Source organism: Burkholderia sp. BCC1638, from assembly GCF_902833195.1.
GTDB lineage: Bacteria > Pseudomonadota > Gammaproteobacteria > Burkholderiales > Burkholderiaceae > Burkholderia > Burkholderia diffusa.
Window position 1 is genome coordinate 172,020 of the sequence record NZ_CADFEC010000004.1, and the last position, 20,418, is coordinate 192,437.

Genomic DNA, 20,418 nt, shown 5'->3' on the forward strand with positions numbered 1-20,418 from the left:
GCAGCCGGCCGTGCTCAGTCGGCAGGCGTGAGCGCCGCTAGCGGAATCAGTTGCAGGCCGCGCGCGAGATGCGTCTGCAGCAGGCGATGGGTATGCGGTTCGAACGCACCGTCCGCGCCGTCGGCCACGAGCCGCGCGGCCGCATCGAGCGATTCGGCCGCACCGAGGTAGCGCCAGCCGTCGATCACGTGAAACAGGCGGCGCTCGCCGCTCGCCTCGAACGCGACCGGGCCGTCGAACGGCCAGGGCGCATTGCCGGCACGGCCACTTTCGGCCGCGGGACGCCGGTTGTATGACGGACGCAGGCGAGCAATCCACTGGGCTTCCGCAAGCATCGCGCCGAGTTCGTTGCCGGTCTCCCGCCATTCGACACGCCGCACCTGCTGCGCAATCCGCATTTCCTTCGACGAACGCCGCTCGCCGGTCAGCAGCGCACGCAAGCGCTGCCGCACGCGCACGCTGCGGCCGACGTACAGCGCTTCGTCGCCCTCCCCGAACAGCGCGTACGCACCGCATCCGGCCGGCGCGGTATCGAGCCACGCTTCGGTCATGCCGCCCGCGAGACGGAAGTGGCGCGTCGTGCGCGCAATCTGGTCGCGCAGACGCTCGAGCGGCACGATCTCGTGCAATTGCCGCCAGAACTGCCAAAGGAGATCGGCATCCGCTAGCGCCCGGTGGCGGGCGGCGGGGACGAGACCGTGGCGTTCGATCAGCGCATCGAGTCCGTGTCGCGCCTCCCGCGGAAACAGCGCGCGCGACAGCCGCACCGTGCACAGTACGTCCGGATTGAACGCGAAGCCGGCGCGCTCGAATTCGGCACGCAGGAAGCCCCGATCGAAGCTCGCGTTGTGCGCGACGAACAGCTTGCCGTCGAGCCGCTCGAACAGCACGGGCGCGAGCGACGCGAACGACGGCGCGTCGCGCACCATCTCATCGGAAATGCCCGTCAGTTGCTGGATGAACGGCGGAATCGATTGCCCCGGGTTGACCAACGTCGTCCATGTCGATATGCCCAGCGGGCCGATTTCGACCACGCCGATTTCAGTGATGCGGTGCTCGGCGGACGAACCACCGGTGGTTTCGAGGTCGACGAAGACGAGCGGCTGTTCGCAGGCGGAATCTGACGGGCTGAAATCGGACATAAAAGGCGGGAGAAACGATGCTTCCGTGAGTATGCACCGGCAGGCGCGTTCGCGACCAGTCCGAAGCGGATTCGATTCACCGGTCTCGGGTTTTCGGGCCCCAAAAAGCAAAAAGCCCCCGCGATGCGGGGGCCGGACGAGTTCGGCAATGCGTGGCGCGTCAGACCGCCTGGATATTCGCTGCCTGCTTGCCTTTCGGCCCGACTTTCACTTCGAAGGAAACGCGCTGGTTTTCCTTCAGCGTTTTGAAGCCGTCCATGCGGATTTCGGAAAAGTGCGCAAACAAATCTTCGCCGCCATTGTCGGACGTAATAAAGCCGAAACCTTTAGCATCGTTAAACCATTTTACGATACCGGTATCCATACCTTCATTCCCCACTCGATTAGATCAAAAAAGCTACTGTTTATAGCCGCTTCCCGAAATCCCGCAACGGCGCGCCGACACCCACCCCCAGCGCTCCGCCCGGGGACGGAGTGCTGACTTTATAAATTGGACAATCCAGGCGCGTCAAGGGAATTTTTGACGCTTTCTTTATCAAAAAAACGTCAATACCACTGGAATCGGTACACCATCGTCTTTTATTAATTGATCCGCATCAAAAACCTGTCAATATTACCGGGATCGAATCCCACATAATCGAAACGGTGAAAAACCTACCGGGGACAAATCGGGTCGGTAAAATCCTCGGGTTTTTTCCGGATTGCGAAGAACGAGGGACGTTGCGATGCTGGTGCAAGGCAATGGAAGGAGAAGGTCATGTGGCTGGACGGAATCAAACGCTTCGCGAGCCGACTCGCACGCGTGCGCCGCAAGTCCCGCGCGTTGGCCGAGTCCCGTGACACACCTTGCGACACCGAATTCGACCCGACGTGGCACGGCGATCATTGGCAGAACCTGCTGGCGTCACCGCTGGACGCCCGTCACTACGTGATGGAAGACTGGACGTATACGCCGCCGCAAGCCGAAGCCGACGACCCGCCGCCGACGAGCAAGCGCAAGCGACGCTCGTAAACGCGATAGGGATCGGGGCGAAGGGCAAAAAAAAAGCGCGACTGGGAAGTCGCGCCGACAAAGGTTTGGAGATCTTTTCCGTCAACGAAAAAGTCTGCTTCGGAAAGCAGAGATCGCAGTATAGCGAGAGATCATCCTTTCATTATCCATGCCCCACACAAACCTCTATTGCCGATGTGTCAATAATCGCGCTAGTCCTACTTCCGCCCGCCAGTGAGTGCCTGTCGCGATCGCGCAACGTCCACGACACCCTTTACGCAGTCCTGAGCACCTTCTCCACCTGCTGCGCTGCCGCAAAGCCTTGGTGGCCGGGGCTCCCGGCGCATACACTTATTCTTGCGGGATTCAAAATACAGTATTGCCGGAAGCAATTTTCTTCTGCACCCGGCCCCATCCGTACACTGCAAATGGATTTCCGACGAGGGTGCCGCGCTCCACGCGCACGGTGTCGCCGACCCGCGACGCCGCCGATGCCCGCAGCAGGTTCGATCGACATCATCCTGTTTGGAGACAGATCATGAAAAAGCCCCTGATCGTCGCGGCATTGACCGGCATGTGCGCCACTGCCGCCCATGCGCAAAGCAGCGTCACGCTGTACGGCCTGATCGACGCCGGCATCACTTATACGAACAACCAGGGTGGCCACAGCGCGTGGCAGGAGACGAGCGGCTCGATCAACGGCAGCCGCTGGGGCCTGCGCGGCACCGAGGATCTCGGTGGCGGACTGAAAGCCATCTTCACGTTGGAAAACGGCTTCGGCATCAACAACGGTTCACTCAAGCAGAACGGCCGCGAATTCGGCCGCCAGGCGTTCGTCGGCCTCGCGCACGAGAGCTACGGGTCGCTCACGCTCGGCCGCCAGTACGACAGCGTCGTCGATTTCCTCGGCCCGCTGTCGCTGACCGGCACCCAATACGGCGGCACGCAGTTCGCGCACCCGTTCGATAACGACAACCTGAACAACTCGTTCCGGATCAACAACTCGGTCAAGTATCAGAGTGCCAATTACGGTGGCCTGAAGTTCGGCGCGCTGTACGGCTTCTCGAATTCCAGCGATTTCTCGAACAACCGCGCATACAGCGTGGGCGCGTCGTACAGCTACATGGGCTTCAACGTCGCGGCCGCGTACATGCAGCTCAACAACAACATCAACGCGCTGTCGCTCGCAGCCAGCGACCCCGGCGCGGTGGCCGGCGACTGGGCGTTTGCCGCCAGCCGTCAGCGCACCTGGGGCGCGGGCCTCAACTACACGTTCGGGCCCGCGACGGCCGGCTTCGTGTTCACGCAGACGCGCCTGACCGATTCGGCCAGGATCAGCGCCGGGCAGTCCGGTGTGTCGGGCGGCATCCCGCTCACCGGCGGCACGCGCTTCAACAATTACGAAGTGAACGGCCGCTACGCGCTGACACCGGCGTTCTCGCTCGCGGGCTCGTACACGTACACCGACGGCCGCCTCGACGGCCAGACGCCGAGCTGGCACCAGTTCAACCTGCAGGCCGACTATGCGCTGTCGAAGCGCACCGACCTGTATCTGCAGGGCGAGTACCAGCGGGTCAATGCGGACGGCCTGGCGGTCGGCGCGAACATCAACGGGCTCGGCACCGCGTCGTCGACGAACAAGCAGATCGCGGTCACGGCCGGCATGCGCCACCGCTTCTGAGCAACGCAATCGCTCCCGCCTCTTCGGCCAGGAGCGTCATGACAAGCGCCCCACCCCGGGGCGCTCGTCGTTTCAGGGCGGCACTGCGCGGATGCACCACTCGCTGCTCACGCGCTGCCCGGTGCCGGATAGCGAACGTCGAGCACGTCGATCGGCTGGGGACCGGCCGGCGTCATCAGCGTGACGGTGTCGCCGATCTTCGCCTTGATGAGTGCCCGCGCGACCGGCGAGATCCAGCTGACACAACCGCGATCGAGATCGACCTCGTCGATCCCCACGATCGTGACGGTGTGATCCTCGCCGTCCGGCGTCGCGTAATCGACGGTCGCGCCGAAAAACACCTGGTCGACATTCTCCTGCCGGCTCGCGTCGACGACTTCGGCGAGATCGAGCCGCTTCGTCAGGAAGCGGATCCGGCGGTCGATCTCGCGCAACCGCCGCTTGCCGTAGATGTAGTCGCCGTTCTCCGACCGATCGCCGTTCGACGCGGCCCACGACACCAGCCGCACGACCTCGGGACGCTCGACGTCGATCAGGTTCAGGAGTTCGTCCCTGAGCCGCTTGTGGCCGGCCGGGGTGATGTAGTTCTTCGTGCCCGCCGGAATCGCGGGTTGACTCGGGTCGAGATCGTCGTCGTCGCCGTCCGACTCTTTGACAAACGCCTTGTTCATGATGCAGATTCAACACATGGATGACTGATGCATCAAGGGTACACGAACGCGGCCGCCCAAGATCGGGTGACATTTTTTGCGAATAAGGCTTCCCTTTTTATACAACCCTGCTATACTTCCGCTTCTGCGTGCGGCTGTAGCTCAGTTGGATAGAGTACTTGGCTACGAACCAAGGGGTCGTGGGTTCGAATCCTGCCAGCCGCGCCACCTTTTTGGGGGCCTTCCCATCGCAGAAGGTTCCGACAGTTGAAGCAGTACCGTTTTGCGTGCGGCTGTAGCTCAGTTGGATAGAGTACTTGGCTACGAACCAAGGGGTCGTGGGTTCGAATCCTGCCAGCCGCGCCACCTCAGAAGGGCCTTCCTCCGGGAAGGCCCTTTTTTCTTTTCCGCCCCCCTCTTCTCTTCGGCCATCGCCCGCTCGGCCCGCGTCGGGTTGCCGCTGCGCGACACCGCCCGCCCCGCGGCACAAACGAAAACGGCGGCCCGTGGCCGCCGTCGTATCCCGCCGCAAACCAACGCGCGGCGTCAGTAATCCTGCCGCTCGCGCTCGATGCGCATGCCACCGTCGTGACGCGCATGCACGCTGTCGTCGGTCGAGCGCTCGCGCATGATCCGCATCACGTCCGGATTGGTCCGCACGCGCCGCATCACGTTCGCGAGATGCACGCGATCGCTGACCTGGATCACGAACCGCAGCACCGTCGATTCGTGCGTCAGATCCTCGTCCATCGCGATGTGCACGATGTTCGCGTCGGCCGACGTGATGTCCGCCGCGACGCGCGCGAAGATGCCCTTCGTGTTCTTCACGAGCGCCTTCACCGCGACGTCGAACAGACGACCCGGCTGCGGCGCCCACTCGACGTCGATCCAGCGGCCCGGATCGCGACGATGGATGCGCTGCGCGACCCGGCAATCGGTCGTATGAATCGCCATCCCGAGGCCGATGCCGATATAGCCCATGATCGCATCGCCCGGAATCGGCCGGCAGCACGCCGACAGTTGCACGGACATCCCTTCCGTGCCGGTAATCACGACCGGCGGCGCATTGTGTGCGGGATGCCGCTCGGACTTCGGCAGATCGTCGTCCGCATCGCGGCCGCTCATCAGCACCTCGATGCGCTTGGCCATCACCGCGGCGACGCGGCGGCCGAGGCCGATGTCCGCGAAGATTTCCTGGCGACTCTTGTTGCCCGTCCACTGGACGAGCTTCTCCCACACCTCGGGCGCGACATCGGCGAGCGCGAGCCCGTAACCCTTCAGACTCTGGTCGACGAGCCGCTCGCCGAGCTGCACCGACTCGTTCAGGCGCATCGTCTTCAGGTAGTGACGAATCGCCGAGCGGGCCTTGCCGGTGCGCACGAAGCCGAGCCACGCCGGGTTCGGCTTCGAATACGGCGCGGTGATCACCTCGACGATGTCGCCGCTCTTCAGCTCGGTACGCAACGGCAGCAACTCGTTGTTGATCTTCACGGCCACGCACTGGTTGCCGAGATCGCTGTGAATCGAATACGCGAAATCGAGCGCCGTCGCGCCGCGCGGCAACGCCATGATCTTCGACTTCGGCGTGAACACGTACACCGCATCCGGGAACAGGTCGATCTTCACGTGCTCGAGGAATTCGCTCGAATCGCCGGCTTCGCTCTGGATGTCGAGCAGCGACTTCAGCCACTGATGCGCGCGCTTCTGCACGTCGTTCAGATCCGCGCCGCCGTTCTTGTACAGCCAGTGCGCGGCCACGCCCGCCTCGGCGATCTCGTGCATCTTGCGCGTGCGCACCTGGAACTCGATCGGCGCGCCGAACGGGCCGACGAGCGTCGTGTGCAGCGACTGATAGCCGTTGATCTTCGGGATCGCGATGTAGTCCTTGAACTTGCCGGGCACGGGCTTGTACAGCGCGTGCAACGCACCGATGCACGTGTAGCAGTCGAGCGGATTCTCGACGACGACGCGAAAGCCGTATACGTCGAGCACCTGCGAGAACGACAGCTGCTTGTCGCGCATCTTGCGATAGATGCTGTAGATCGTCTTTTCGCGGCCGGTGATCTCGGCGTCGAGCTTCGCGTCGCCCATCGCGCGCTGTGCGGCCTCGAGGATCTTGCTGATCACTTCGCGGCGATTGCCGCGCGCGGCCTTCACGGCCTTCTCGAGCGTCGCGTAGCGATGCGGGTTGAAGTTCGCGAAGCTCATGTCCTGCAGCTCGCGATACGTGTTGTTCAACCCGAGGCGGTGCGCGATCGGCGCGTAGATGTCGAGCGTCTCGCGTGCGACGCGGCGGCGCTTTTCCATCGGCACCGCGCCGAGCGTGCGCATGTTGTGCAGACGGTCGGCAAGCTTGACGAGGATGACCCGCACGTCGCGCGCCATCGCGAGCAGCATCTTGCGGAAGTTTTCCGCTTGCGCTTCCTCGCGGCTGCGGAACTCCATCTTGTCGAGCTTCGACAGGCCGTCGACCAGCTCGGCGACCTTCGGGCCGAACCGTTCGGCCAGCTCGCTCTTCGTCACGCCCTGGTCTTCCATCACGTCGTGCAGGAGCGCGGCCATCACGGCTTGCGCGTCGAGCTTCCAGCCGGCGCAGATTTCCGCGACGGCGACGGGATGGGTGATATAGGGTTCGCCGCTCTGGCGATATTGACCGAGGTGGGCTTCGTCGCTGAAGTGGAACGCCGCCTTGACCTCTTTGATTTCTTCCGGAGGGAGATACTCGGCAAGCGCGGTCGTCAGTTTCGCGATCGAAACGACGCCGTGCTTGCGCGGCTGCTCCGGAGTGGCGGTCGGCCCGAACAGATGCCGGAAGGACTGTTCGAGGACCGCGTCGATGTACTGGCGCGCAGGCGACTGGGCCGTGGCTTCGGTGGTCGAATCCGCGGAGGCGGACGATGGGGTGGTGCTCATATTCGCCTCCAGGTCGAGTCGTTGCGCGCGTGGACTACATGGCTGGAACGGGCCGGATGCGCGTTACACCGGCACCTTCTTCAGCATCTCGACGCCGACCTGGCCGGCGGCGATCTCGCGCAGCGCGACGACGGTCGGCTTGTCGCGGCTCTCGATCTTCGGCGTATGGCCTTGCGCGAGCTGCCGCGCGCGGTAAGTGGCGGCGAGCGCCAGTTCGAAGCGGTTGGGGATTTGCTTCAGGCAGTCTTCGACGGTAATGCGAGCCATGTTGGTAATTCCTTCTGAATATAGTCCCTATTCTACCTTATGTCCCTCTACCCCCGCGTCATTCCGCGTGGGGCAAATGGATGCCGAGCTCGATGAACAGCTCGGCATGTCGCGCGTACTGCGAAGCAAAGCGCAGGCGCGTCGCCGCGACGATGCATTCGAGCTCGGCCAGTGCACGATCGAAATTCTCGTTGATCACGACGTATTCCGCTTCGGACGCGTGCGCCATCTCGCTGCCCGCCGCGAGCAGGCGTCGCGTGATTACGTTCGGTTCGTCCTGGCCGCGCTTCTTCAGACGTTCCTCGAGCGCGTCGAGCGACGGCGGCAGAATGAAGATGCCGACCGCGTTGCGGAACTGCTTCTTCACCTGCTGCGCGCCCTGCCAGTCGATCTCGAGCAGCACGTCGTGGCCGTTCATCATCTGCTCTTCGATCCAGACGCGCGACGTACCGTAATAGTTGCCGTGCACTTCCGCGCTTTCGAGGAATTCGTGCGCGGCGTGGCGCGTGCGGAAATCCTCGACGGTCGTGAAGTGGTAGTGCTGGCCGTCCTGCTCGCCCGGGCGCGGCTTGCGCGTCGTGTACGAAATCGACAGGCAGATGTCGCTGTCCTTCGACAGCAGCGCGTTCACGAGCGTCGACTTGCCGGCGCCCGACGGCGCGATGACCATGAACAGGTTGCCGGGATAGACGCCGCCGTGCAGCGCATGCGATGCGTGGCCGTCGTGAGTGGGGTGGGTCATGTTGCGTTACTCCAGGTTTTGCACTTGCTCACGCATCTGCTCGATCAACAGCTTGAGCGCCATCGATGCGTCGGCCAGTTCCTTTGCCGCCGCCTTCGAGCCGAGCGTGTTTGCTTCTCGATTCAGTTCCTGCATCATGAAGTCGAGACGCTTGCCGACGCGGCCGCCCTTCTCGATCACGTGACGCGTTTCGTTCAGGTGCGCGGTGAGTCGCGACAGTTCTTCCGCGATGTCGATCCGGATGCCGTACATCGTCACTTCCTGACGAATGCGTTCCGCGGCTTCCTCGCGCGTGACGATCGGCGCGCTGCCTTCGGGCGCCGCGAGGCCGAGCGCTTCCTGCAGCCGCTCGACGATCTTCTGCTGATGCTTCGCGATCAGCTCCGGCACGAGCGGCGTGATGCGCGCGACGATCGCTTCCATTTCGGTGACGTTCGACAGCAGCATCGTCGCCAGCTGCGCGCCTTCGCGCGAACGCACGACGACGAGCTCGCCGATCGCTTCCTTGCCGCACGCGAGCACCGCGTCGCGGATCGCTTCCGCCGACACGCCGCTCTCGGCGAGCACGCCCGGCCAGCGCAGGATCTCGCCCGCGCGCAGGCGGCCGACGCCCGGGAACGAATCGAGCACCGAACGCTCGAGCTCGGCAAGCTGGCCGAGGGCCGTCTGGTTCAGCGCGCCGGCGCCGATGCTCTGCTCGCCGCGCTGCAGGTTGATGCGCACGTCGACCTTGCCGCGCGACAGCTTGTTCATCAGCATTTCGCGCAGCGCGGGCTCGCACGCGCGCACGTCGTCCGGCATGCGGAAATTCAGGTCGAGGAAGCGCGAGTTCACGGTGCGCAGTTCGACCGACACGCTGGTGCCGCCGTTGCCGGTAGCCGTCGCGAGTTCGCGCGTCGCGCTCGCATAGCCCGTCATGCTGTAGATCATGGTTCGTCTCGCCGTCTGGGTGCCCTTCTCGGGCGGGAATATGTCGAGGCGCCCGGCGCATTGCAAGGCGCGGGGCGGGAAGCGCGCATTATCCCATTTTTGCGCCCCACCCCGCCGGGCAAGGCTGCCGTTCGGCGCTAAAATCGAAGTTTTCTCTTCCGTCCACGATTCCCCCATGACGTCTTCCCTGTCCCGCCCGAGCGGCCGCCGCGCCGACGAACTGCGCAAGGTCGCCCTCACGCGCCATTACACGAAACACGCCGAAGGCTCGGTACTCGTCGAATTCGGCGATACCAAGGTGATCTGCACCGCGAGCGTCGCCGAACGCGTGCCCGAATTCCTGCGCGATCGCGGCCAGGGCTGGCTGACGGCGGAATACGGGATGCTGCCGCGCGCGACGCACACGCGCAGCGACCGTGAAGCCGCGCGCGGCAAGCAGACGGGCCGCACGCAGGAAATTCAGCGCCTGATCGGCCGCGCGCTGCGCGCGGTGTTCGATCTCGAAGCGCTCGGCCCGCGCACGATCCACATCGACTGCGACGTGATCCAGGCCGACGGCGGCACGCGCACGGCCAGCATCACCGGCGCCTTCGTCGCCGCGCACGACGCCGTGTCGAAGCTGATCGCCGCCGGCAAGCTCGCGCGCTCGCCGATCACCGACCACGTCGCCGCGATCTCGGTCGGCGTGTACGAAGGCGCGCCCGTGCTCGATCTCGACTACGCGGAAGATTCGCGCTGCGACACCGACATGAACGTCGTGATGACGGGCGCCGGCGGCTTCGTCGAAGTCCAGGGCACCGCCGAAGGCGTGCCGTTCTCGCGCGCCGAGATGAACGCGCTGCTCGACCTCGCGCAAAGCGGGATCGGCCAGCTCGTGCAGCTGCAGAAGGACGTGCTGGGCGCCGGCCATGCCTGACGATCGCACCCTCGCGCCGCTGTCGCGCATCGTGCTCGCGTCGAACAACGCCGGCAAGCTGCGCGAGTTCACCGCGCTGTTCTCGACGGTCGGCATCGAGATCGTGCCGCAGGGCGACCTGGCCGTGCCGGAGGCTGAAGAGCCGTTCGGCACGTTCATCGAGAACGCGCTGACGAAGGCGCGCCACGCGTCGCGGCTCACCGGCCTGCCGGCGATCGCCGACGATTCGGGCCTGTGCGTGCGCGCGCTGCGCGGCGCGCCGGGCGTCTATTCGGCACGCTACGCGCAGCGCGCGGGCGGCGACAAGGGCGACGCGGCGAACAATGCGTACCTCGTCGAGCAGCTGCGCGGCGTCGACGACCGGCGCGCATACTACTGCTGCGTGCTCGCGCTGGTGCGCCATGCGGACGATCCCGAGCCGCTGTTCGCCGAAGGTCGCTGGGCGGGCGAGATCGTCGACACGCCGCGCGGCGAGCACGGATTCGGCTACGACCCGTATTTCCACCTGCCGTCGCTCGGCGCGACGGCGGCCGAACTCGAGCCGGCCGTGAAGAACACGCACAGCCATCGCGCGCTCGCGCTGAAGGCACTGCTCGCGCGGCTCGCGGAGGAACCGGCATGATCGTCCTCGTCACGCATTCGCAACCGGAGGCCACATGAGCCAGGCGGCGGAGACCGGCGCGCGCGTCGTCGCGGCCTTCACGTCGCCCGGGCAGGTACGGCTCACGTCGCTGCCGCCGCTCGCGCTGTACGTGCATTTTCCGTGGTGCGTGCGCAAGTGCCCGTACTGCGATTTCAATTCGCACGAGTGGAAGGGCGAGCGGTTTCCGGAAACCGAGTACCTCGACGCGCTGCGCGCCGATCTCGAACAGGCGCTGCCGCTCGTCTGGGGCCGGCAGGTGCATACGGTGTTCATCGGCGGCGGCACGCCTAGCCTGCTGTCCGCGGCCGGTCTCGACCGGCTGCTGTCCGACGTGCGCGCGCTGCTGCCGCTCGATGCCGACGCCGAGATCACGCTCGAGGCAAATCCGGGCACGTTCGAGGCCGCGAAGTTCGCACAGTTCCGCGCGAGCGGCGTGAACCGCCTGTCGGTCGGCATCCAGAGCTTCAACGAAGGCCATCTGAAGGCGCTCGGCCGCATTCACGACACCGCGCAGGCGCGAGCGGCCGTCGAGATCGCCGCGAAGACGTTCGACAACTTCAACCTCGATCTGATGTTCGCGCTGCCGAACCAGACGCTCGACGAATGCCGGGCCGACATCGAGACCGCGCTGTCGTTCGCGCCGCCGCATCTGTCGCTGTATCACCTGACGCTCGAACCGAACACGCTGTTCGCGAAGTTTCCGCCCGCGGTGCCCGACGACGACGCGTCGGCCGACATGCAGGAATGGATCCACGCGCGCACGGCCGAGGCCGGTTACGACCGCTACGAAGTGTCCGCTTACGCGAAGCCGAATCATCAGTGCAAGCACAACCTGAACTACTGGCGCTTCGGCGACTATCTCGGGATCGGCGCGGGCGCGCACACGAAACTGTCGTTCCCGAACCGGATCCTGCGGCAGGCACGCTACAAACATCCGGCCACCTTCATCGAACAGGCGATGGCCGGCACGCCGGTTCAGGAGGAACGTGAAGTCGGTGCGCGCGACCTGCCGTTCGAGTTCATGCTGAACACGCTGCGGCTCGTCGAGGGCTTCCCCGTGCACAGCTTCGTCGAGCGCACGGGTATGCCGATCGGCACGATCGAGCCGGCCCTCAAGGAAGCGGAGCAGCGCGGACTGATCACGCGCGATTTTGCGCAGATCGCGCCGACGCCGCTTGGCCAACGTTTCCTCAACGACTTGCAGGAATTGTTCCTGCGCGACGATTGAGGCTGAACGAGGCGGCATTTCGGTTACAATGCCGCCTCGTGTGGAAGCGTGGCCGAGCGGTTTAAGGCACCGGTCTTGAAAACCGGCGACGGGAAACTGTCCGTGAGTTCGAATCTCACCGCTTCCGCCAGGAAGTTCGCCAAACCCCGTCCATTCATCGAATGACGGGGTTTTTGTTTGTCCGCCGCGCGCCGCGCACGGTGTCCGCCCGGCGTGCCGACGCATCTCGCCCGATGCCGTTACAATCCGGCGCTCCGATTCGCGAAACGGGAAACCACGTCATGAAGCCCTTCATCGCCTCGTCGCTCGTCGCCCTGCTGGCTGCCGTCGGCACGCACGCCGTGGCCGCCGATTCCGCCTCCGGCACGGACGCGCAAACACCATCGTGCGCGATCGCGTACGTGAAGGGCGTCGGCGGCTCGCCGCGCAGCCTGCGCGAATATCTCGCGAGCCCGACGCCGTACAACTACCTGAAGGAAAACGAGATCCAGTGCAAGGTGTCGGACGATGGGCGCGCATCGAACTGCACCGGCGTGACCTATATCCGCAATGAACAGGTCAGCGTGTACGACGATTCCGACCCGGCGACGCTGACGGTCGTCGCGCCTGTGGAACTCGAGCACGGCGAGAAGTATCCCGTGATCCTCGTGGTGCAGCGCAAGGACGCGCGCTGCACGCGGTAACGCGCGACACGGCACGCCCGCCGTGGCAGTCGACGACGCGCGCGAGCCTCACGAGCCGGGCCGCCATCGCCTAGAATTCGATCAGCACGGCGACACGACCGCCGCCGCGACTCGATGCCGCCCGCGCCATCCGTGCGTGCGGCCCACGGAGACCGCCATGACCGAACTGTCGACAGCGACGGATCACGTCGATTACGAAGGCTTCGAGATCCATGTGGTGCCGGGCCTCGCTCCCGGCAGCGACACGCGTTACACCTACACCGGCTATGTCTGCCATCCCGGCGTGAATCCAGCGTTGCCCGATCATGCGGTGCCCTTCCACGCCGACGGCGAGGAAAGCTTCGCGAGCGTCGACGAAGCGGTTCAGGAAGCCGTGCACATCGGCAAGAGCATCATCGACGGCACGCATCCGGACCTGTCCGTTCTGTCGCTCGTCACGCACGGCTACTGAGCGGGCCGGTCGGGCCACGCCCACCGCCACGGCGCGCGATACGCGAGCACATATCGCGCCCGCGCCGTCACATGTCACGTCACATCGCGACGCATGCCGGTCGGCCCACCGATCGCCATCCTCCGTGAATCGCCACGTCGCGCTTCGCCCACTATGCGTTTCTCCCGATAACAGGTCGCGCCGGGACGCCTATCATTTTTTTATAGTCACCCTCCGGCACTCCGCCATGTCCCCCCTTCCCCTCTCATGCGCCAGCCGGCTGCGTATTGCCGCGCTGGTCGCCGCCTCGTTACTTGCCGCGTGCACGATCACGCCGCCGCCGTCGGTGCACTCGGTGCTGACGATCCCGTCCGTCATCCGCAGCGCGAATCGCGACCAATATCGCGTGGAAGTCGCGCGGTGCGTGACGGAGCACAATCCGTCCGGCGTATCGCGCGGGACGCCGCAGGCGATGCTGCGCTCGCTCGTCGTCGTCGCGTACACCGTCGATGGCAGCGGCCGCCTCGTCAACGCGTCCGTCTATCGCAGCAACGGCGACAGCGAAGCGGAAGGGCTCGCGCTCGCGTCGCTGCGCCGCTCGGCACCGCTGCCGCCACCACCGTCGAAACTGCTGGACGGCAATGGCCGGCTCGAGATGATGGAAGGCTGGCTGTTCAACGACGACGGCCATTTCCAGTTGCAAAGCACTGCATCCGCACAGGCGCAATCGCTCGACTGAGCCCGCGCCCGCACGCGATTGCCGCTATGTCGCGGCGCTGGCTATAATTTTCCGCAATCGCGCGGCCACCCGCCCGCGCGCGCGTTCGCGCGCCGCACCCGGCATGCGAGCCGACCATGCCGGCACAGGGCGGCGGCGGCCTATCCGTCTCCATCGTCGACCGGCGGGTGACGTCCGCGCCACGACGCGCGTCCACGCCGCTACCGCATCATCCGCCCGGCTGCGCTCTCCCGGCAGGCGTCCACCTGCTTGCCCGAGCGCACGCTCAGTCGAATGCCCCAACGACAAAACGGAGACATCCATGTCCGCATCTCCCCCGGCCGTTGCACACGCAACCGGTTCGGCCGGCGCCGTCAGCCACCGGCGCATCGTGTTCGCGAGCTTCATCGGCACCGCGATCGAGTTCTACGACTTCTACGTGTATGCGACCGCCGCAGCACTCGTCATCGGCCCCGTGTTCTTTCCCCACGGCTCCGCGACCGCACAAGCGCTGTCCGCATTCGTCACGTTCGGCATCGCCTTCATTGCGCGGCCGATCGGCTCGTTCCTGTTCGGCCACTTCGGCGACCGCATCGGCCGCAAGTCGACGCTCGTCGCGTCGCTGCTCGTCATGGGCGTGTCCACCACCGCGATCGGCTTCGTGCCCGGCTACGACACGATCGGCACGCTCGCGCCGGTGCTGCTGTGCGTGCTGCGCTTCGGCCAGGGCATCGGCCTCGGCGGCGAATGGGGCGGTGCGGCGCTGCTCGCGACCGAGCACGCGCCGCAAGGCAAGCGCGGCTGGTTCGGGATGTTCCCGCAACTGGGCCCGTCGGTGGGCTTCCTGATGTCGAACGGGCTGTTCTTCGCGCTCGCGCTGTCGCTGTCCGACGAACAATTCCGCAGCTGGGGCTGGCGCATCCCGTTCCTCGTCAGTGCGGTGCTCGTCGCGCTCGGCCTGTACGTGCGGCTGAAGATCACCGAGACGCCGGCGTTCCAGGCCGCACTCGACCGCAACGAACGCGTGCGCGTGCCGGTCGCGACGCTCGTCTCGCAACACTGGCAGCCCACGTTGCTCGGCGCGCTCGCGATGGTGGTCTGCTACACGCTGTTCTATATCTCGACGGTGTTTTCACTGTCGTACGGCGTGTCGACGCTGCATATTCCGCGCCAGAGCTTTCTCGGCCTGCTGTGCTTCGCTGTCGTGTTCATGGGGCTCGCGACGCCGCTGTCGGCGTGGGCGTCGGATCGCTTCGGCCGCAAGCCGGTGCTGGCCGTCGGCGCGATCGCCGCACTGCTGTCCGGCTTCGCGATGGAGCCGCTGCTCGGCAGCGGCTCGATGCCGCTCGTCGCGCTGTTCCTGACGCTCGAGCTGTTCCTGATGGGCGTGACGTTCGCACCGATGGGCGCGCTGCTGCCCGAGTTGTTCCCGACCAACGTCCGCTATACGGGCGCGGGCGTGGCGTACAACCTCGGCGGGATCCTCGGCGCGTCGATCGCGCCGTACATCGCGCAGCTGCTCGCCGCGCGAGGCGGCCTGTCGTGGGTCGGCGGCTATGTGTCGGTCGCGGCGGCGATCAGCCTGATCGGCGTGCTGCTGATGCGCGAAACGCGCGACGCATCGCTCGTTTGAGCCTCCGGGGCGCCCCGGGTTGTGCGGCGGGCGGCGCTGCCTATACTCGATCCGGGGGCGCCGTCGCGCCCCCTGGATCCCCGAAGGAGCCGCCGCGATGAACATCCACCTCAACAACGCCGACCTCGTGCTGATCCTGGCGCTCGCGCTGGGTGGCGCCCTGCTGCTCGCGGCACGCTTCCGGCCGAAAACCTGGCGTGGCCTTCTGTTCGAGGCGCTGCTCGCCAACCTGGCCGCCGTCGCCGCGGTGGTCACGGTCGAAGCGCTCCTCGCCTGAACCGGCCGGCTCCGTTTCCGCGGGGCCCATTCACGCCGAAAGCGGGCCTGTGGAGGCCCTAGGCCGTCAGCCGCTCGCGCTGCGCGTCGTAGGCCGGCCCGACCGCATCGATCGCATCGAGTGCCTGCTCCACCGACGGCGGCACGCCGGGCTCGCCGATCGACAGTGCATTCGGTGCGCCGCCGATGCCGCAATGGTGGCGCGAGGTCGCGACGAAGATCATCACGGTCGGCCGCTGCAGCGCGTGCGCCATGTGCACAAACCCGGTATCGACCCCCACCACGAGTGCAGCCCGGCCAATGGCCGCGCCCAGTTCGCGCACCGACATCGCGGGCAGCACGATCGCGCCCGACGCGCGGGCGGCAATGTCCTGCGCATCGTCGTGTTCGGCGGCCGATCCCCACGGCAACAGCACGCGCACGCCGCGCGCCATCATCCGGATGGCCAGCGCGGCCCAGTCGTCGGCCGGCCATTTCTTGTCGGGGTTGGACGTCGCGTGGAACAGCAGCATGAACGGTGCGCCGTCGGTCACGGCGGGCGGCAGATTCGCATCCTGCGGCGGGACGATCCCGTACGTGGCGCTGCCTTCGGGGACATAGCCCAGCGCCTCGCCGGCGCTCACGCGCATTCCATGCCACGCGTCGCAGTCCGGCCGCGGGCCGAAGCGATGCGAGTACGCGAAACGGGCACCCGTCTCGCCGAGATCCTGGGTCTGATAGCCGACACGGCGTGCGGCGCGCGCGAGTGCCGAGATGATCGCGCTCTTGTAGACGCCGTGCAGGTCGATGACGGCGTCGTAGCGGTGCGCGCGCAGCGCGCCGATCGACGCGGAGATCGCCTTCAGGTCGCCGCCGTTGCGCAGCTTCTTGAACCGCCGCAGCGGCGCGCAGAGCACCTCGCTCACGCCCGGATGCCACCGCACGACCTCCGCGCACGATTCGTCCACGGCCCAATCGACCGTCACGCCCGGGAAGGCGCGATGGAGGTCCGCGACGACAGGCAGCGTCTGGACGACGTCGCCGAGCGACGTCACTTTCACGATGAGGATGCGTTTCACGTTCGTTGTGAGGAATGGCTGGCCATTGCGCCATGCTAACGATGCTTGCGGTGCGCAGACATTACGCCGACATTACATTTGCAACAAAATGCGACGTTCTTGTGAATATTTGTCGAGCCCCGGCCGCATCGGTTCTTTTTATAATGCGTTCTTTGCTCTTCCGGCCCGCTGCCGATGCAACGCCCTCCCCTTCCCGCGCTGTTTCCTGCTCTCACCCGCCGGTCGCTTCGGATCTGGCGCCAGTATGGCGTGTTCTGGCTCGGCGCGATCGCCGTCGGCCTCGCGGCCGTGCTGTACGCGCGACTGATCGACTGGGGCTACGACACATTCCGCACGATGCGCGACCACGCCGCATGGCTGCCGCTGCTGCTGACGCCGTCGATCGCCGCGGCGTCGGCATGGCTCACGCGCCGCTTCTTCCGCGGTGCCGAAGGCAGCGGGATCCCGCAGGTCATCGCGACACTGCATGCGAGCCCGAGCGCATTCGGTGCGCGGCTGCTGACGCTGCGCATCCTGTTCGGCAAGGTCCTGATCTCGTTCCTGGGGATCCTCGGCGGCTTCACGATCGGCCGCGAAGGCCCGACCGTGCAGGTCGGCGCGGCGCTGATGTTCAACCTGCGGCGCTTCTACCCGCGCTCGAACGCGCAGATCGAACGGCAGCTCGTGCTCGCCGGCGCGGCGGCCGGCCTGTCGGCCGCGTTCAATACGCCGCTCGCCGGGATCGTGTTCGCGATCGAGGAGCTGACCCGCAGCTTCTCCGCCCGCGCAAGCGGCGTGCTGATCACCGCGATCATCCTCGCCGGTGTCGTCGCATTGGGCTTGAACGGCAATTACACGTACTTCGGCACGATCGACGCCGGTCAGCATTTTCCGAAGATGCTTGCCGTCGCCGTACTCGTCACCGCGATCGTGACGGGCATCGCGGGCGGCCTTTTCAGCTGGCTGCTGCTCAATACGGGCCGCTGGCTGCCCGCGCGCCTGCTCGGCCTGTATCGCGAGCGCCCGATCGCGTTCGCGGCGCTGTGCGGCTTCGTGATCGCGGTCGTCGGCCTCGTGTCGGGCGGAACGACGTTCGGCAGCGGCTATGCCGAGGCGCGCGGCCTGCTCGACGGCCATGAACGCCTGTCGGTGCTTTATCCATTCCTGAAGATGGTGTCGATGGTCGCGTCGTACCTGCCGGGCATCCCGGGCGGGATCTTCGCGCCTTCGCTGTCGATCGGCGCCGGGTTCGGCAACCTGCTGCACATCGTGTTCGGCGACATGAGCCTGCCGATGCTGATCGCGCTCGCGATGGTCGGCTACCTCGCGGCGGTCACGCAGTCGCCGATCACGTCGTTCGTGATCGTGATGGAGATGATCAACGGTCACGCGCTCGTGATTTCGCTAATGGCGACCGCGCTGGTATCGAGTCGCATGGCGCGCTTTTTCGCGCCGCCGCTCTACGAAACACTCGCCGAGCGCTATCTCGCACCGCCCGCGGCCACCGCCGCCCCCGCCGCGGCACCGGCGGCTGCGGCCGGTGTCGTCGAGCCGCAGGATGCAGCCGCCGCGCCCGCCGATCCGCTCGACACGCTGCGCGAGCAGGACGCTGGCGAGCCGGGGGCCCCGGTGGCCGGCAACGTCGCCGCGCACACGCCGGTGACGCCGCACGAACCCGATCCGGCCGCATCCGGTGCGAGCGGCCCGGCGCGGACGGGCCCGCGTGACCCTCAGTAGATCACCACCGGCGCCGGCCGATAGTAGACGGGACGGGCCGGCACGACGATACAGCCGGCGAGCGTGATCGCGACGAGCGCGATGGCAATGGCGGTTCGTTTCATCGCATGCCTCCGTCAGGCCCAGTGGCCGCGGCTCCAGAACCAGTTCGGGCCTCGCTGATCCCAGTGGCCCGGCACCCAGTGCATGCCGATGCGCTCGGTTTCCCAGTGACCGCCGATCCAGACGTAGCGGCCGTGATCCCAGCGCCAGTGCCCGCGCTCCCACACATAGCCGACGCGCGCGTCGGGCACGACCTCGTAGCGCACGGGCGGCGGCGCATTCGGCGCGACGACGACGATTTCCTCGACGGGCGCCGCCACCGGTTCGGCGACGACCATCCGGCCCGACTGCACCATCACCGGCGCACCGACGAGAATTTCGTCCGCGCGTGCGGCAAGCGGCGCGGCGATGGCTGACAGGCCCGCGGCGAACAGCGCGAGCGAAACGATACGACGTCGAACGGTAGAGACAGCCATTACAACCTCCTGATTAACAAATGACGCGAGCGTATTCGTTCAATGCGGGAGGTCGATCAGCGGCCGACAGGCGCCGTGTTACGGCGAGCCCGAAAGTGCAACAGGGCGTAAGACGCGCACGACGGCATGCGCCGCCGTGCGGGGGGACAGGCAAGCGTCAGGCCTGCGGGATCTCAATCTTCACTTCGAGGACTTCGAGATCGTCCTGGCGCTCGAGGCTCACGCGGATGTCATCGTTCGAAATATGGACGTACTTCGAGATGACCGCGACCAGCTCCTTCTGCAGCGCCGGCAGGTAATCGGCCGGTGGCCGGCCGCCGACCCGCTCGTGCGCGATGATGAGCTGCAGGCGCTCCTTCGCGACCGATGCGGACTTCTTCTTCTCGCCGAGGAGAAACGAAAGGATGGACATGGGCGGCCTCCGTTACTTGCTGCCGAAGAGGCGCTGCAGCAGGCCCGGCTTCTGATAATCGGTGAAGCGCAGCGGCTTGTCCTCGCCGAGGAAGCGAGCGACGACGTCCTTGTACGCTTCCGCAACGTCGGTGCCGTCGATATGCACCGCCGGCAGACCCTGGTTCGATGCGTGCAGCACGGCTTCCGATTCCGGCACCACGCCGATCAGCTTGATGCGCAGGATCTCGCTGATGTCCTCGAGCGACAGCATTTCGCCTTCGCTCACGCGCTTCGGGCTGTAGCGCGTGATCAGCAGGTGTTCCTTGATCGGATCCTTGCCTTCGGCTGCGCGCTTCGTCTTCGACGACAGGATGCCGAGAATGCGGTCCGAGTCGCGCACCGACGACACTTCCGGGTTCGTGACGATCAGCGCTTCGTCCGCGAAGTACATCGCGTGCAGCGCGCCCGCCTCGATACCGGCCGGCGAATCGCAGACGATGTATTCGAAGTCCATCGCGACCAGGTCGTTCAGCACCTTCTCGACGCCGTCACGCGTGAGCGCATCCTTGTCGCGCGTCTGCGACGCCGGCAGGATGAACAGGTTCTCGCACTTCTTGTCCTTGATCAGCGCCTGGTTCAGGTTCGCTTCGCCCTGGATCACGTTGACCAGGTCATACACCACGCGACGCTCGCAGCCCATGATGAGATCGAGGTTGCGCAGGCCGACGTCGAAGTCGATCACGGCCGTCTTGTGGCCGCGCAGCGCGAGGCCGGACGCGAAGCTCGCGCTGGTCGTCGTCTTGCCCACGCCGCCCTTGCCCGAAGTCACCACGATGATTTTTGCCATTTACCCAATACCCTGTGTTCGTCAATGAGAGCCGATCGATCCG

The 20,418-nt window shown here is 65.9% G+C and carries 22 protein-coding genes and 3 tRNA genes; 14 read left to right on the forward strand and 11 right to left on the reverse strand.

Annotated features, from left to right (window positions below; all coding sequences use genetic code 11):
* Positions 1-14: 14 nt before the first annotated feature.
* Both HWX22_RS06135 and HWX22_RS06140 read right to left on the reverse strand, forming a co-directional pair.
* Positions 15-1,142, reverse strand: coding sequence for an exonuclease domain-containing protein (locus HWX22_RS06135; protein ID WP_175915222.1), 1,128 nt, complete (start codon positions 1,140-1,142; stop codon positions 15-17).
* Between the two features lie 160 nt (positions 1,143-1,302).
* Positions 1,303-1,506, reverse strand: coding sequence for a cold-shock protein (locus tag HWX22_RS06140; RefSeq protein ID WP_027783827.1), 204 nt, complete (start codon positions 1,504-1,506; stop codon positions 1,303-1,305).
* A 393-nt stretch (positions 1,507-1,899) separates the two neighbouring features.
* On the opposite strand from HWX22_RS06140, the gene HWX22_RS06145 reads away from it, so the two are divergent.
* Positions 1,900-2,154: a hypothetical protein gene (locus HWX22_RS06145; protein WP_175907469.1), complete on the forward strand. Its 255-nt coding sequence runs from the start codon at positions 1,900-1,902 to the stop codon at positions 2,152-2,154.
* Positions 2,155-2,671: 517 nt separating this feature from the next.
* Positions 2,672-3,814 carry a porin gene (locus tag HWX22_RS06150; RefSeq protein ID WP_175915223.1) on the forward strand — a complete coding sequence of 381 codons (1,143 nt, stop codon included), beginning with the start codon at positions 2,672-2,674 and terminating at the stop codon, positions 3,812-3,814.
* A 107-nt stretch (positions 3,815-3,921) separates the two neighbouring features.
* Here the strand turns inward: HWX22_RS06150 and greB are convergent, their stop codons facing one another.
* The gene (gene greB / locus HWX22_RS06155; protein ID WP_059530120.1) at positions 3,922-4,485 is read right to left on the reverse strand and encodes a transcription elongation factor GreB; all 564 of its coding nucleotides are present in this window, start codon (positions 4,483-4,485) and stop codon (positions 3,922-3,924) included.
* Positions 4,486-4,615: 130 nt separating this feature from the next.
* On the opposite strand from greB, the gene HWX22_RS06160 reads away from it, so the two are divergent.
* Both HWX22_RS06160 and HWX22_RS06165 read left to right on the forward strand, forming a co-directional pair.
* A tRNA-Arg gene (locus tag HWX22_RS06160) sits at positions 4,616-4,692 on the forward strand.
* 61 nt (positions 4,693-4,753) lie between these two features.
* Positions 4,754-4,830 (forward strand) — tRNA-Arg (locus HWX22_RS06165).
* A gap of 180 nt (positions 4,831-5,010) precedes the next feature.
* Here the strand turns inward: HWX22_RS06165 and HWX22_RS06170 are convergent.
* The 4 genes from HWX22_RS06170 to HWX22_RS06185 form a co-directional block, all read right to left on the reverse strand.
* Positions 5,011-7,377, reverse strand: coding sequence for a bifunctional (p)ppGpp synthetase/guanosine-3',5'-bis(diphosphate) 3'-pyrophosphohydrolase (locus HWX22_RS06170; protein ID WP_059530123.1), 2,367 nt, complete (start codon positions 7,375-7,377; stop codon positions 5,011-5,013).
* Between the two features lie 63 nt (positions 7,378-7,440).
* The gene (gene rpoZ, locus HWX22_RS06175) at positions 7,441-7,644 is read right to left on the reverse strand and encodes a DNA-directed RNA polymerase subunit omega (protein ID WP_006025620.1); all 204 of its coding nucleotides are present in this window, start codon (positions 7,642-7,644) and stop codon (positions 7,441-7,443) included.
* A 58-nt stretch (positions 7,645-7,702) separates the two neighbouring features.
* Complete coding sequence (gene gmk, locus HWX22_RS06180; RefSeq protein ID WP_059530126.1) at positions 7,703-8,386, reverse strand: guanylate kinase; 684 nt, start codon at positions 8,384-8,386, stop codon at positions 7,703-7,705.
* A gap of 6 nt (positions 8,387-8,392) precedes the next feature.
* Positions 8,393-9,316 carry a YicC/YloC family endoribonuclease gene (locus HWX22_RS06185; RefSeq protein WP_059467048.1) on the reverse strand — a complete coding sequence of 308 codons (924 nt, stop codon included), beginning with the start codon at positions 9,314-9,316 and terminating at the stop codon, positions 8,393-8,395.
* A gap of 175 nt (positions 9,317-9,491) precedes the next feature.
* Between HWX22_RS06185 and rph the strand changes: the two genes are divergently transcribed.
* From rph to HWX22_RS06230, 9 genes are all read left to right on the forward strand, one after another.
* Complete coding sequence (rph, locus tag HWX22_RS06190) at positions 9,492-10,232, forward strand: ribonuclease PH (RefSeq protein WP_175915224.1); 741 nt, start codon at positions 9,492-9,494, stop codon at positions 10,230-10,232.
* Entirely contained in the window at positions 10,225-10,854 is a 630-nt protein-coding gene (gene rdgB / locus HWX22_RS06195; RefSeq protein ID WP_175915225.1) for an RdgB/HAM1 family non-canonical purine NTP pyrophosphatase, read from the forward strand. The genes rph and rdgB overlap by 8 nt, the downstream gene beginning before the upstream one ends.
* A gap of 34 nt (positions 10,855-10,888) precedes the next feature.
* Complete coding sequence (hemW, locus tag HWX22_RS06200; RefSeq protein ID WP_059816318.1) at positions 10,889-12,103, forward strand: radical SAM family heme chaperone HemW; 1,215 nt, start codon at positions 10,889-10,891, stop codon at positions 12,101-12,103.
* Between the two features lie 42 nt (positions 12,104-12,145).
* Positions 12,146-12,233, forward strand: a tRNA-Ser gene (locus HWX22_RS06205).
* Positions 12,234-12,384: 151 nt separating this feature from the next.
* Positions 12,385-12,786, forward strand: a complete 402-nt coding sequence (locus HWX22_RS06210; protein ID WP_175907475.1) for a hypothetical protein — start codon at positions 12,385-12,387, stop codon at positions 12,784-12,786.
* Positions 12,787-12,943: 157 nt separating this feature from the next.
* Positions 12,944-13,237, forward strand: coding sequence for a hypothetical protein (locus tag HWX22_RS06215; RefSeq protein WP_175907476.1), 294 nt, complete (start codon positions 12,944-12,946; stop codon positions 13,235-13,237).
* Between the two features lie 226 nt (positions 13,238-13,463).
* The gene (locus HWX22_RS06220; protein WP_059820221.1) at positions 13,464-13,955 is read left to right on the forward strand and encodes a TonB family protein; all 492 of its coding nucleotides are present in this window, start codon (positions 13,464-13,466) and stop codon (positions 13,953-13,955) included.
* Between the two features lie 301 nt (positions 13,956-14,256).
* Positions 14,257-15,567, forward strand: a complete 1,311-nt coding sequence (locus tag HWX22_RS06225) for an MFS transporter (protein ID WP_059680776.1) — start codon at positions 14,257-14,259, stop codon at positions 15,565-15,567.
* A gap of 97 nt (positions 15,568-15,664) precedes the next feature.
* On the forward strand, positions 15,665-15,844 hold the full coding sequence (locus HWX22_RS06230) for a hypothetical protein (RefSeq protein WP_059820219.1): 180 nt from the start codon (positions 15,665-15,667) through the stop codon (positions 15,842-15,844).
* Between the two features lie 58 nt (positions 15,845-15,902).
* On the opposite strand, the gene waaC is transcribed toward HWX22_RS06230, so the two are convergent.
* Positions 15,903-16,901 carry a lipopolysaccharide heptosyltransferase I gene (gene waaC, locus HWX22_RS06235; RefSeq protein WP_175915226.1) on the reverse strand — a complete coding sequence of 333 codons (999 nt, stop codon included), beginning with the start codon at positions 16,899-16,901 and terminating at the stop codon, positions 15,903-15,905.
* Between the two features lie 174 nt (positions 16,902-17,075).
* Here waaC and HWX22_RS06240 point away from each other — a divergent pair, with 174 nt between their 5' ends.
* The gene (locus tag HWX22_RS06240) at positions 17,076-18,617 is read left to right on the forward strand and encodes a chloride channel protein (RefSeq protein ID WP_175915227.1); all 1,542 of its coding nucleotides are present in this window, start codon (positions 17,076-17,078) and stop codon (positions 18,615-18,617) included.
* Positions 18,618-18,733: 116 nt separating this feature from the next.
* Here the strand turns inward: HWX22_RS06240 and HWX22_RS06245 are convergent, their stop codons facing one another.
* The 3 genes from HWX22_RS06245 to minD form a co-directional block, all read right to left on the reverse strand.
* On the reverse strand, positions 18,734-19,135 hold the full coding sequence (locus HWX22_RS06245) for a YXWGXW repeat-containing protein (protein ID WP_175907488.1): 402 nt from the start codon (positions 19,133-19,135) through the stop codon (positions 18,734-18,736).
* 157 nt (positions 19,136-19,292) lie between these two features.
* Entirely contained in the window at positions 19,293-19,547 is a 255-nt protein-coding gene (gene minE, locus HWX22_RS06250) for a cell division topological specificity factor MinE (protein ID WP_006486661.1), read from the reverse strand.
* Positions 19,548-19,559: 12 nt separating this feature from the next.
* The gene (gene minD, locus HWX22_RS06255) at positions 19,560-20,375 is read right to left on the reverse strand and encodes a septum site-determining protein MinD (RefSeq protein ID WP_044849298.1); all 816 of its coding nucleotides are present in this window, start codon (positions 20,373-20,375) and stop codon (positions 19,560-19,562) included.
* Positions 20,376-20,418 lie beyond the last annotated feature (43 nt).

Coding starts and splice junctions, on each gene's coding strand:
- HWX22_RS06170 (WP_059530123.1), bottom strand. CDS start 7,377: ATGAGCACCACCCCATCGTCCGCCTCCGCGGATTCGACCACCGAAGCC.
- HWX22_RS06215 (WP_175907476.1), top strand. CDS start 12,944: ATGACCGAACTGTCGACAGCGACGGATCACGTCGATTACGAAGGCTTC.
- minE (WP_006486661.1), bottom strand. CDS start 19,547: ATGTCCATCCTTTCGTTTCTCCTCGGCGAGAAGAAGAAGTCCGCATCG.
- rpoZ (WP_006025620.1), bottom strand. CDS start 7,644: ATGGCTCGCATTACCGTCGAAGACTGCCTGAAGCAAATCCCCAACCGC.
- hemW (WP_059816318.1), top strand. CDS start 10,889: ATGAGCCAGGCGGCGGAGACCGGCGCGCGCGTCGTCGCGGCCTTCACG.
- HWX22_RS06185 (WP_059467048.1), bottom strand. CDS start 9,316: ATGATCTACAGCATGACGGGCTATGCGAGCGCGACGCGCGAACTCGCG.
- minD (WP_044849298.1), bottom strand. CDS start 20,375: ATGGCAAAAATCATCGTGGTGACTTCGGGCAAGGGCGGCGTGGGCAAG.
- HWX22_RS06225 (WP_059680776.1), top strand. CDS start 14,257: ATGTCCGCATCTCCCCCGGCCGTTGCACACGCAACCGGTTCGGCCGGC.
- HWX22_RS06135 (WP_175915222.1), bottom strand. CDS start 1,142: ATGTCCGATTTCAGCCCGTCAGATTCCGCCTGCGAACAGCCGCTCGTC.
- greB (WP_059530120.1), bottom strand. CDS start 4,485: ATGAACAAGGCGTTTGTCAAAGAGTCGGACGGCGACGACGACGATCTC.
- HWX22_RS06145 (WP_175907469.1), top strand. CDS start 1,900: ATGTGGCTGGACGGAATCAAACGCTTCGCGAGCCGACTCGCACGCGTG.
- HWX22_RS06220 (WP_059820221.1), top strand. CDS start 13,464: ATGTCCCCCCTTCCCCTCTCATGCGCCAGCCGGCTGCGTATTGCCGCG.
- HWX22_RS06140 (WP_027783827.1), bottom strand. CDS start 1,506: ATGGATACCGGTATCGTAAAATGGTTTAACGATGCTAAAGGTTTCGGC.
- HWX22_RS06240 (WP_175915227.1), top strand. CDS start 17,076: ATGCAACGCCCTCCCCTTCCCGCGCTGTTTCCTGCTCTCACCCGCCGG.
- gmk (WP_059530126.1), bottom strand. CDS start 8,386: ATGACCCACCCCACTCACGACGGCCACGCATCGCATGCGCTGCACGGC.
- HWX22_RS06150 (WP_175915223.1), top strand. CDS start 2,672: ATGAAAAAGCCCCTGATCGTCGCGGCATTGACCGGCATGTGCGCCACT.
- HWX22_RS06210 (WP_175907475.1), top strand. CDS start 12,385: ATGAAGCCCTTCATCGCCTCGTCGCTCGTCGCCCTGCTGGCTGCCGTC.
- HWX22_RS06230 (WP_059820219.1), top strand. CDS start 15,665: ATGAACATCCACCTCAACAACGCCGACCTCGTGCTGATCCTGGCGCTC.
- rdgB (WP_175915225.1), top strand. CDS start 10,225: ATGCCTGACGATCGCACCCTCGCGCCGCTGTCGCGCATCGTGCTCGCG.
- rph (WP_175915224.1), top strand. CDS start 9,492: ATGACGTCTTCCCTGTCCCGCCCGAGCGGCCGCCGCGCCGACGAACTG.
- HWX22_RS06245 (WP_175907488.1), bottom strand. CDS start 19,135: ATGGCTGTCTCTACCGTTCGACGTCGTATCGTTTCGCTCGCGCTGTTC.